10 protein-coding genes are annotated in these 12,194 nt (G+C 31.3%); 5 read left to right on the top strand and 5 right to left on the bottom strand.

All coding sequences use genetic code 11. The annotated features are described in order from the left end of the window. Positions 1-23: 23 nt before the first annotated feature. The 4 genes from EV697_RS01965 to EV697_RS01980 are packed head-to-tail and all read right to left on the bottom strand — an operon-like array spanning position 24 to position 3,748. A complete protein-coding gene (locus tag EV697_RS01965; protein WP_132021996.1) occupies positions 24-674 on the bottom strand; it encodes an ABC transporter ATP-binding protein in 651 nt (216 codons plus the stop codon). Beyond that, positions 671-1,468, bottom strand: a complete 798-nt coding sequence (locus tag EV697_RS01970) for an ABC transporter permease (protein WP_132022289.1) — start codon at positions 1,466-1,468, stop codon at positions 671-673. Before EV697_RS01970 ends, EV697_RS01965 begins: the two co-directional genes overlap by 4 nt. Next, the gene (locus EV697_RS01975) at positions 1,468-2,574 is read right to left on the bottom strand and encodes a capsule biosynthesis protein (RefSeq protein WP_132021998.1); all 1,107 of its coding nucleotides are present in this window, start codon (positions 2,572-2,574) and stop codon (positions 1,468-1,470) included. The genes EV697_RS01970 and EV697_RS01975 overlap by 1 nt, the downstream gene beginning before the upstream one ends. A 10-nt stretch (positions 2,575-2,584) precedes the next feature. Next, positions 2,585-3,748, bottom strand: coding sequence for a polysaccharide biosynthesis/export family protein (locus EV697_RS01980; RefSeq protein WP_132022000.1), 1,164 nt, complete (start codon positions 3,746-3,748; stop codon positions 2,585-2,587). Between the two features lie 187 nt (positions 3,749-3,935). Between EV697_RS01980 and EV697_RS01985 the strand changes: the two genes are divergently transcribed. From EV697_RS01985 to EV697_RS09870, 3 genes are read left to right on the top strand one after another with little or no spacing between them, the layout of a single operon-like run. Next, positions 3,936-5,177, top strand: a complete 1,242-nt coding sequence (locus tag EV697_RS01985; RefSeq protein WP_132022002.1) for an alpha-2,8-polysialyltransferase family protein — start codon at positions 3,936-3,938, stop codon at positions 5,175-5,177. Between the two features lie 3 nt (positions 5,178-5,180). Beyond that, the gene (locus EV697_RS01990; protein ID WP_132022004.1) at positions 5,181-6,377 is read left to right on the top strand and encodes a DUF6716 putative glycosyltransferase; all 1,197 of its coding nucleotides are present in this window, start codon (positions 5,181-5,183) and stop codon (positions 6,375-6,377) included. Then, complete coding sequence (locus EV697_RS09870; RefSeq protein ID WP_207904080.1) at positions 6,364-7,731, top strand: tetratricopeptide repeat protein; 1,368 nt, start codon at positions 6,364-6,366, stop codon at positions 7,729-7,731. The genes EV697_RS01990 and EV697_RS09870 overlap by 14 nt, the downstream gene beginning before the upstream one ends. 64 nt (positions 7,732-7,795) lie before the next feature. On the opposite strand, the gene EV697_RS02000 is transcribed toward EV697_RS09870, so the two are convergent. Further along, positions 7,796-8,470 (bottom strand): acylneuraminate cytidylyltransferase family protein, encoded by a 675-nt coding sequence (locus tag EV697_RS02000; protein ID WP_132022006.1) that lies wholly within the window; start codon positions 8,468-8,470, stop codon positions 7,796-7,798. 381 nt (positions 8,471-8,851) lie between these two features. On the opposite strand from EV697_RS02000, the gene EV697_RS02005 reads away from it, so the two are divergent. Further along, complete coding sequence (locus EV697_RS02005) at positions 8,852-9,295, top strand: DNA polymerase III subunit chi (protein ID WP_132022008.1); 444 nt, start codon at positions 8,852-8,854, stop codon at positions 9,293-9,295. Between the two features lie 43 nt (positions 9,296-9,338). After that, a complete protein-coding gene (locus tag EV697_RS02010; protein WP_132022010.1) occupies positions 9,339-12,149 on the top strand; it encodes a valine--tRNA ligase in 2,811 nt (936 codons plus the stop codon). The last annotated feature ends 45 nt before the right edge of the window (positions 12,150-12,194 follow it).

A 12,194-nucleotide genomic window follows, 5' to 3' on the forward strand; every position in this document is an offset into this window, starting at 1 on the left:
TTATAAAGGTAGGGATAGGATGTTTATGCTTTTTCATTATAATATTTATAGGCATCATCAATAGTATCAAATTGATACATTTTTCCTTGATCTAGTACCATCGCATTATCGCAATATGCTTTAATGGAAGATGGACTATGAGAAACTAAAATGATGGCACGATCTTTTCTTTTTTCAAATAGTTCATATTTACATTTTGCTGAAAATCTAGAGTCTCCAACAGCAATAACTTCATCTATCAAGTAGCAATCAAATTCAACAGATAGGGAGAGCGCGAAAGCTAATCTTGCTTTCATCCCTGAAGAATATTTTTTTACTGGTTCATAAAGATAATCGCCTAATTCGGAAAAATCTTCTGTAAATTTTTTCACGTAATCAAAATCTACATCATATAATCGACAAATAAAGCGTAAATTATCCATTCCTGTTAGGCTTCCTTGGAAAGCTCCAGAAAAAGCGAGTGGCCATGAAATATTCATATTACGCTCTATTGTTCCACTACTTGGAGGTTCAACACCACTCATTAAACGTATTAATGTTGATTTTCCTGCTCCATTACGGCCCAAAATACCTATTTTTTCTCCCTTTTTTAGGTCAAAACTAATATTATCTAAAATAGTTTTCCATCCGTATCGGGTATGATAACGCTTACTAACATTTTTTATACTAATCATCTTGGCTCAATTCCTTTACTAAAATTTTTAACCATGATTAAACCAATTAAAAGCATTACTAAATCACAAATAATAAGAAAACTTATATTTTCATAAGTAGTAACAGAATCTCCAAAATATCCATGGCGAAACATTTCAGTTCCACTAATCATAGGAATCCACAACGCATATTTTTGTACGTAAGAGGGAAGAGAGTGAACAAAAAAGAATGCTCCAGAAAGAGGTAACATAATGAAACTTAGTGTACCCCATATTTTGCCAAATGCATCTACATAGAATGCTATAGAACAAATAATAAATCCTAAACCTGTAGCAAATAATGCCATTAACAACCAAGCTAAGAGCATATAGAATATATCATGTGGAACATCTATCCAACCGATAATAATAAAAAATGTCATAATAATAATTTGAGCAATGGTTGCTCCAGATATTTCTAATAAAACTCTAGCAAAAATAGTATCAAGAACTCTGATATTTCTGTGATAAAGTAAACTTAAATTTCCTGATATTGCACCAATAGTTCTTCTTGACGCATTACGCCACATCATTGCAATAGGATACCCAGTAATGAGAAAAGCGATAATGTTTAATGTTGAATATTGATCTGCTTTGATAAATTTCCACATAACAGAAATCATTAATGTAAAGAGTAAAGGCTCCATGAATAACCATAAAAAACCTATATTATTACGACCATATCGAGTAATGATTTCACGCATTAATAAGGCATTTATCACTCTTTTTTGGATTTTTAATGAACCACTAAAGGTTGTTTTATCGCCGTATTGCATCAATTTTTATGTTCTCTGATACTTGCTATTAATAAACTAAAAATACCATATAATATTAGACCAATAATAAAAGTAGAAATAATATTATATAATCTATGAGGTTCTAATGCTAAATCTGGATTACTTGGTGTATTTATTACTTCCAAATACAGTTGTTGACGATCAGCGTCTCTTTTTGTGTTTTGTAAAGCTGTAATTGCTGTTGTGAATTGTTGCTGAGACAACGTATTATCAAGGATTAGTCTTTGATATTCAGATGATTGAGTAGCTATAGAGTTGTTATCGCCAGTAAGTGATTTTGCTTGTTGGTTGATTTCCGATATAAGATTTTTCTCTCTCGTTAATAAGGTTTTAATTTGTGGATTATTAGGAGAAATATCTCTTAATTGAGCTAATTGACTTTGCACATTTATTAGTTCACCCTTTAATTTTGAAATTAGAGTTAGTTGAACTTCTGATTGTGCAGATAAATCAAAGATATTATTTTGGGTTCTATATTCGCTTAAGGCTAATGCAGTTTCATTTACTCGTTTTTCAGCCTCTTGAACAGCTTGTTCAGCAAAGCTGATCGTATCCCTTCTTGCACGAGTATTTAAGCGATTTATAAGGTTTTCACCTTGTTTTAACAATTGAATATTAATTTTTTGGGCTTCTAATGAATTAAAGGCTCGAATATTTAACGTAGCAATTCCTGACACAGAGTCAAAATTAACAGAAACTTTATTTTTGAAATATTGGTAAAATGATTCTTGCTCGTTACTAAATCCAAAAAGATTAAATCGGCTTAATATATCACCTTTGGTTTCATAAAATTCACGTACAGGAAGGACTTGTTGCAATTGCTCTAATGCATTTCTTGAACGCATGTATTCTTGAACTGTATAAGTATCATCTTGTGAGCGAGAAAAGCCAGACCCTTGTAAAAGAGCACCTACTCCACTTAAAGAGGATTGATTGCTAGGAGAACGAACGACAAAACTTGCTTCAGAAATATAAATATCTGATGCTAAAAAACCAAAATAAACTATTGAAAATAAAGTTGGAATTAATACTGTTATCCAAAATAGAGGATTAAACTTTTTCCAAAATGTTTTTTTATTAATCATATTTATAATCCTATAAATTACCTACTGAATTAGCTGTACTCGTTATGGGCGATGTTATTGAAAAAATCATTCTCAAGAATTTTTGGAATTCAGCTAATGGCGCATTAGCAACATAAACAATATCTTTGTCTTGGATAGGAAAGCGTTGCAATACGAATAATGAATTTGGATCGAGTAAATTGACTCGATAGACAGTAGGAATCTCCATTCCCATATTATATCCCTTCATCTTCCATTTTTCTTTCTCAATATTGTTTAGCTCGTTAAATGGTATATAACGAAAGACAAATATACCACGAGGATCTGAACGTGTATCTATTAAGCCTCCCATTTTTCCGATAGCTTCAGCTAAATTGATACCTTTTGTGGAAAACTTAACGACTTTATTCGCTCCAACAGCTCCCAAACCAGTGAAACTTAACGGACTATTTAACAATCCTATAACATCACCAGGTAACAGTAAAATATTTTGTCTAGGATCTGAGATTAAGCTAGAAAATGAAATGGCTTTTACTTGTTTACCCCTTGTTATTTGAACAGTTACATCTTGAAGGTCAGATGGTATTCCACCTACAGCCGCAACAGCATCTAAAATACGTTCACCATGTGATGTTAATGGCATTCGAATACTGTTTCCTTGTCGTAAAACAGTAACATTGGCAGAATTATTTTTTACAATCCTCACTATTACTTGAGGATTATTAGAAATAGAAGATAATTTATGAATAAGCTCTCTTTGGACTCTTTCTGGGCTTTTTCCTTTAACTGAAAGTGCTCCCACAAAAGGAATGGTAACCTTACCTGTTCGACTAACCATTTGTTCGGGAAGTTTAACTAATTGAGAATTTCCTTGTCCTGAAGGTGTTAATGTTCCACCAAAAAGTACGGCTGGAGGCGCTTCCCAAATTGATATATCCAAAATATCTCCGACATCAATTACTCCAGAGTATCCCTTTAGACTATTAGTAAACTCAGAAAAATTTTGATTGATACGAGCCTGAAACAAAGGAAGGACGGAGTGTAAATCAAGTTCAACAATATTAACTTCAGGTAAGTTTTTTGAATTTGAGATATTTATAATTTTATTTTGACTTGGTCCAATAGTTGGTAATAGTGAGCATGCCGTTAAAGAGGATAGTAACATCAATATTATTAAAGTTTTTGATTTTTTCATGGGTTCTCTAAGTGTGGATCATACAAATTTTCCGTTGATTATATAATATTGTGTATGAAAATTAAATATATTTGTAAATTGAATAAATCAATATATTTTACAATTGAATTTGTTATTTATAATCAAATAATTTAAACTTAGCAACCTATTATAAGTTTGGTAGATTTGTTTTATACAAGGTTTATTTATGTTTAGAAAATTCATGAAATTAATTAAAACACCAGTAGAATTTGTTAGAGACTCCTATTTTTTTAAATGTGGGTATATGGGATTAAATTTTAAATGCGATAATTTGTTTGTCGTTTCTAATCTAGGACAATTAAATCAAGCTCATTCTTTGATAAAAAAAGAGAGGTTCAAAAACAATTTCTTACTTATATTGTATACAAGTAAAAATAAGGTTATGCCTGAAATAGTGAAAAAAAATGTAGATAGTGGTTTATTTTCTTCTTTTGCTGTGTTTCGTTTACCAAACAAACCTAGCCAAATTAATATTAAGAATGCAATATATATTAATAATTCATACAGAAATATAATAAATACTTTAAAGATAAAAAATTTATTCATTCAAAGTTTTGAACGACATTATGCTTTGTTAGCTAGTTATGCAAAATCGAAAAATATAAAGGTAAATTTAATAGAAGAAGGAACGGGAACATACAGATACTCAACTATACATGAATTTAATAGGATTTTTAAAGAAAGTTTGAGTTGGAAAGAAAGAAAACAAATGTATTGTATCAAACATCTATGTTTTTTTAAAAATATACGCCCAATGTTATCAATATATCATGATTACAATACCATATATGCTGCTTTTCCTCACTTAGTGCCTGATTTTTTCACATTTAGAAAAAAAGAATATTTTTTCTTATATGATAATATAAAAATAGGAGAGGATATTAGAGATATTAAATTAAAGTATAATATTACCTCTAACGATATTATTTTTCTTAATCAACGATATAAATTTACTTCTTTACAATGTTATGCAAAAAGTTTGCTTTTGCTTTTGTCAGAGTTTTCTCTTAAGTATAAATGTAATGTTTTTATTAAATTACATCCTAAAGACAGCGAAGAGTTTAAGGTAACTCTTAGAAATTATCTTAAGAAATATAAAATACGATCTATTATTCTAATTGATTTTTATGGATTTACTATAGAACCTCTACTAATTATGGTAAAGCCTAGATTTGTTTTAGGTATGACTTCTTCTGGACTTATATATTCTTCTTTATTATCAAAAACAATTCAGTCTGCTACTATTTACCCTATTTTACGAGAAAAAATTGATAAAGAGTTAGTTGAGGATCTTGATGGTATTGGTTTAGACGTGAATAACGATATTTTCTCTGATTCCGATAAGCATTTTGAAATTTTAAGTAAATTTCCTTCAACAAAGATTATTTCATTAATGGACGAAATTTAAGTCATGAAAAAAGTTCTTGTTATTGCTACTTATGATTCTTTCTTAAAAGTGGCTATGAATATTTCTAGGCGAATTTCCAATAGTATAATAGACGTTTCAATTCTTAAAGTAAAAAAAAATCAAATTTCTAATAAGCAATTATATGAGTCTGGTGCTAATAATTATAATTTTGTTAGTTATCAAAGTGTTTCAGAGCTACATCAGTATGATATCATAGTTTTATCTATTGGAAATATTGCATTTAGAAAATTCATTACGGAGTATTATTCTTATTATGATTTTTTTGATAAAGATAGGCCTATTATTTTAGCTATATTTTCAGGTGTTATTTTTGGTGAGCCTGATACTATTTTGTCTAGAATTAATTCAGATATTATTCTAGCGAACAATATAGAAGACCAAAATATAATATTAGAAACTGCGAAGCTTTATAGAAGCCCTGTAAAGGTTTTAAATTATGGTTTAATTAATATTAATACGGATTATCAAAATTTATATAGTGAGAGATTTCATGAAAAGGAAACGTTAGTCTTTATAGAGCAAGTTAAAATACCTTGTTCTCAAAAAGAACGTTGTTATGTTTTAGACAAATTAATTGAGATTGCTCAAAATAATCCGGACAAAAATATTATTTTGAAAGTGAGAGTGTTGCCGGGTGAAAAAACAGTACACTCCTCGCAATTTTCTTATGTATCTCTGCTAAAAGATAAATTATTACCAAGTAATTTTACTTTATCTTCGGAACCTGTTGAAGAGTTATATAAAAGAATGGATTTATGTATTACGTTTTCTTCTACTGTCGTTTTTGAGGCTCTTTATTATGGCATTCCTTGTGCAATCATCAAAGACTTAGGGATAAGAAGTGATTTAGCAAATAGGGCATTTTTAAATAGTGGGTTGTTTTTAAGTTTTGATGAAATTAATTTAGGTAAGAGAAAAAGGGTGGAGTTTTCTTGGCTTGATAAGAATATTAATTTTGATAGTGATCGAGATTTAATGTTAAACGAAACAATAGATAGCTTATTGGAAGATCAACGTACTGATTTACTTTTGTTCTCGACACTTTTTGGGGGGGGATTTAGGTTTAAAAGAAAATCCTCAATAAAAAGAAAATTTTTTAAATTTTTATTTCATCCTAAATTATTTTTTATAGATTCGAAATTATGGATGGGAATTAAGGCATTATATGGAAAAAAATGAATTGAATAGTATAGATGGATTTCTTCAGTTTCTGTTTGAAAAAGGTGATTACAAAGAAATCGTCAGGTTTGGGAAATTTACGGATAGTAATCTTTGGGATTTGAGAAGCCTCAAATTAATTGTCAGAGCTTTTTATGAAGAGAAGGATTTTTTAAATTGTATCAGGGTCGGAAAAGAATATATTAAAAGAAATCAAAATGATTATTTCATATATGAGATATTAGGTGAGTCATATCGACAACAGAATAATTTAGTACAGGCATTTGAGTCGTATTCAATGGCATTGTCTATCAACGATAGATTAGTTGCAGCGAAATTTAAGTATTTGATTTTGAAATATCGATTACATTTAAACCTTAATGAAGACGAAATATTAGAGATGGAAAATATAGCAATCAAGGCAAAGAATTCATATCGTTTACGATTAGTTTCTTATATTCAGTTCTCTGAAGGATTATTACAAGAGTCAAAAAATAACCTGATTAGAGTTTTGTCTTTAGAAAATGGATTGCAGTCTCTTGATTACCTAACTTTAAGTTTAATTGAAAAATATTTGGGAAATATAGATGAATCTGAAAAATATAATCAATTATTTGTTAAGTCATCTTTTAAATTAAATTTTGAATCTATTAATTCTAAGTCGTTATTGATAACTTTGTCACCTGGAAATGATTTTGTACTACAAAAATATAAAATGTTTGAAGCAGACATGTTAAATATAGTTGATACTTCCACTACATATTATATTCTATCTGCTGACCCTATTGTAAGTCATATAGAGAAAATGGTAAAAAAATATTCATATACTCAAATTTCTATTGTTGGTAGCTCTAAAGCTGGTACAGGGGTAGTTTATTTAATGGATATGTTACATAAAAAATATCCGAATATTAGAATAAAGGGGGTTGCCTGTTCCCCGCAAATACAATTGTATCCATTCAATAGTAATCTGATTATTCCTAGTTATAAAAGATTATCTGAATATATTTTTTGTAATAAAGAATTACAGAATAAGTTAAAACGTTTAGTTGAGATTAATGAATTACCGTTGAATGATAATTGTAGCTTAACAATTTTTTATGGTAAAAATTTTAAAATTGATTTTAATGAGATCCGTTTAGTAAATAAGAGGAAATATTTAAATATAATTGAATTAGACTACTCTGGACATGCGTCCTTAATTCCTATAACCATACCAGAGGGCGAGACAAAAGAAGAGTTAAAAGTTAAATATGCCGATCTTCCAATTGATTCCGATTTAAAGGTACTAGGGGGGGATGATTTAGTTGATATAGTTGACGAGATATATGAAATATATAAAGATCCTCAAATGAGACTTTATAAATATTTATAGCTAATTTCTAAGATAGTAAGAGTAGCGAAATAATACTTTTATTTAAAATATTATTTCGCTTCGGTTATTTTAATTTAGCTAGTTCATTAGCTCTAGTTAGATCCATATGATTATCTATATCGATAGAACGTTCATTTGGCATGATGTAGCATTGTATTGGTTCAATGAAAAAACGTTTAGAAATAAATAAATCTTCAATTTTATTGATATATATTGCCCCATTGATTCTAAATGCTTTATCCAATTGTTGTCTAGGTTTTTCGAAGTCATCTATGGTATTAATCGGTATAGGCATCCCTTCTTTACTTAGTGTAAATGCTTTATATGGGTGGTGTTCTATTTCAGATACAGAAACTACAGATTTACATTCTTTATTTTCAAATATATTTATTGCTTCCAGTATATCTGTGTGAGTTCGTAAAGGGCTTGTTGGCTGTAAGAGAATAACTATACCAGAATACATATTTAGTTCTTCTAGACAATTAAGAACCACATCTATGGTTTTTGTATCACATTCAGCAAGTTTAGAAGAGCGACAAAAAGCATAAGCCCCATATTTTTTAGCTTCTTCCAAAATATCTTCTCCATCTGAAGTGACGATGATACTATCAAATACCTTGGCTTCTTGAGCAGCTAATATTGCTCTTCCTACTAAAGAAATATTATCAACTAATTGTAAGTTTTTATTCTTTATTCCTTTGGAACCAGCTCTGGCTGGAATAATTGCTATTTTTTTCATATGATTACCGATTCTTAAAGATACAACTCATAAAAAGAAGATAGAAATAATTAAAGTACTTCTTTATACTCATATTAGGTTTTTAGTATAACATTTAAAATAAATATACTCAATATGATAGTAGTTTGCGAATAGATTTATATCAAAATTGGAGTGACAGATTATCGTTATAATTTATATATTAATTAAGTTATTTTAAATATAAGCATGGGTTGTATTAATAATTTTAAACTTAGAGTCATCTACAAAACAACCGCACTTTCTTCTTAAATTTCTTTTATCCGTGATATTCTATGGAATAGAATTAAAATTAATATTTTATCTTTTCAATATTTTTCGTTAAAATCTAGGGTTTATAATATTTTATGTGATATAAGGCTTATGATAAAAAATGCTCAGTTTTATGTGATTGAAAAGACTCAAGCAAAAAATTTACTGACTGAAGCTGAAACATTAGCTTGTGATCTGGCTGCTTCATCTTGGCGGTTAGGTAAACGTGTTCTGATCGCTTGTGAAACAGAACAACAGGCATTAAATATTGATGAAGCATTATGGCAAAGAGAACCAGAAGAATTTGTTCCTCATAATCTCTCAGGAGAAATTACAACTTATGCTACACCAATTGAAATATCCTGGGTAGGAAAACGTAATGCGCAATCTCGAGATTTATTAATCAACTTACAATCTCAAATACCTGATTTCGCAGTGAGTTTTAAACAAGTCATTGATTTTGTACCTATTGATGAAACAGAAAAAGCACAAGCAAGAGAGCGTTACAAACAGTACCGTCAGCTTGGGTGGCAATTAAGTACTGAAAAAGCTTAGGAATTAAAAATTTAAAAGATTAACTATTATTAAGAGATATAAAATGACAAAACAAGTTGAAATGGCAGACCGCTTTAATCCATCAGCCGTAGAGCAAGCACTTTATAAACACTGGGAAGAACAGGGCTATTTTAAAGCCACAGAAAACCCAGAGGTAGAAAACTATTGTATCGCTATTCCACCGCCAAATGTAACAGGTAGTTTGCATATGGGGCATGCTTTCCAACAAACATTAATGGATACCTTAATCCGTTTTAATCGTATGGAAGGGAAAAATACCTTATGGCAAGCAGGAACAGACCACGCAGGGATTGCCACTCAAATGGTAGTAGAGCGTAAAATTGCAGTGGAAGAAGGTAAAACTCGCCATGATTATGGTCGTGATGCGTTTATTGAGAAAATTTGGGATTGGAAAGCTTATTCTGGCGGTACGATTAGCCAACAAATTCGCCGTCTTGGAAACTCAATCGACTGGGAACGTGAACGTTTTACAATGGATGAAGGTTTATCCAATGCGGTAAAAGAAGTGTTTGTTCGTTTACATGAAGAAGGGTTAATTTATCGTGGTAAACGTCTAGTAAACTGGGATCCTAAATTACGTACTGCTATTTCGGATCTTGAAGTTGAAAATCGTGAAGAAAAAGGTTTTATGTATCATGTTCGTTATCCATTTGTGGATAAGTCAGAAACCTTTGGTGGAGGCTATATGCATATCGCTACAACTCGCCCAGAAACAATTTTAGCCGATGGTTGTTTAGCTGTACACCCAGATGATGAGCGTTATAAAGATATAATCGGTAAAATGGTTCATGTACCAATGACGGATCGTATTATCCCCGTTGTTACCGATCCTTATCCAGATCCAGAATTTGGGACAGGTTGTGTAAAAATCACTCCAGCCCATGATTTTAATGACTATGAAGTGGGTAAACGTCATGATATTGAAATCATCAATTTAATGAATCCTGATGCGACAATGAATGAAAATGCACCAGAACGTTATCGTGGTTTAGATCGTTTTGAGGCACGTAAAAAAATTGTTGAGGATTTAGAACATGAGGGGTATTTAGAAAAAATTGAGCCACACGCAATGACAAGACCTTATGGGGATCGATCTGGTGTGGTGATTGAGCCATTACTCACAGACCAATGGTACGTTAGCATAAAACCGCTTGCAGAAGTGGCAACAAAAGCGGTTGAAGACGGCGAAATTCAGTTTGTACCAAAACAATATGAAAATCTCTATTTCTCTTGGATGCGTGATATTCAAGATTGGTGTATTTCTCGTCAATTATGGTGGGGACATCGTATCCCAGCTTGGTATGATGAACAGGGCAATATTTATGTTGCTCGTGATGAACAAGAAGCACGTCAAAAACATAACTTAAGCGATGATGTTGTATTAAAACAAGATGATGATGTCCTTGATACTTGGTTTTCATCGGCTTTATGGACATTCTCAACATTAGGGTGGCCAGAACAAACTAAAGAACTCAAAATGTTCCACCCAACAGACGTATTAATCACAGGGTTTGATATTATCTTCTTCTGGGTTGCCCGTATGATTATGTTTACTATGCACTTTGTCAAAGATGAAAATGGCAAATCACAAGTACCATTCAAAAAAGTGTATGTAACAGGCTTAATTCGTGATGAACAAGGTCAAAAAATGTCAAAATCAAAAGGAAACGTATTAGATCCAATTGATATGATTGACGGTATTAGCCTTGAAGATTTATTAGAAAAACGTACTGGCAATATGATGCAACCACAATTAGCGGAAAAAATTGCCAAAGCAACACGCAAAGAGTTTGCTGATGGTATTACTGCTCACGGTACTGACGCATTGCGTTTTACCCTTGCTGCTTTAGCAAGTAACGGACGTGATATTAATTGGGATATGAAACGTTTAGAGGGCTATCGCAATTTCTGTAACAAACTGTGGAACGCAAGCCGTTTTGTATTGACTAATGATAAATTAGATTTAAGCGAATCAGAAGTTGAATATACTGTAGCGGATCGTTGGATTAAATCAGAATTTAATCGTACAGTCGCCACTTTCCGTGAATCTTTGGAACAGTACCGCTTTGATCTTGCTGCTGGAGCAATTTATGAATTTACTTGGAATCAATTCTGTGACTGGTATCTTGAATTAACCAAACCTGTTTTTGCTCAAGGTACTGATGCTCAAAAACGTGGTGCCAGTCGTACTTTAGTTCAAGTATTAGAGCAATTATTGCGTTTAGCACACCCAATTATGCCATTTATCACCGAAGAAATTTGGCAAAAAGTAAAAGATTTTTCAGGTGTGTCTGGCGATACCATTATGTTACAGCCGTTCCCTAAAGTAGATGAGAACAGTTTAGACGAAACGGCTGAAACTCAAATCAGTTGGATCAAAGAAGTGATTACTGCAGTGCGTAATATTCGTGCAGAAAGTAATATTGCACCAAGTAAGCCACTTGATTTATTGTTCCGTCATTTGAGTGATGAAAATCAGCAAATTTTGGCAGAAAATAATCACCTATTAAAAACCTTAGCAAAATTGGATAACCTTCAAGTTTTAGCTGAAAATGAAAATGCCCCACTTTCAGTGAGTAAATTGGTTGGTAAAACAGAATTATTTGTGCCAATGGCAGGATTTATTGATAAAACAGCCGAACTTGCTCGCTTAAGTAAAGAGATTGAAAAAGCCGAAGGGGAAATCAAACGTATCGAAGGCAAACTCAGTAATCAAGCTTTTGTTGCTAAAGCTCCAGAGCAAGTGATTACCAAAGAGCGTGAAAAAATGCAAGGCTATCAAGAAGCCAAAGAAAAACTGCAACAACAGTTTAAAGCGATTGAGGCATTGTAATTTTTAATCATTTATAATCATAAAAAGTGCGGTCAGATTTGATTA

It is taken from the genome of Bisgaardia hudsonensis (assembly GCF_004345785.1).
GTDB lineage: Bacteria > Pseudomonadota > Gammaproteobacteria > Enterobacterales > Pasteurellaceae > Bisgaardia > Bisgaardia hudsonensis.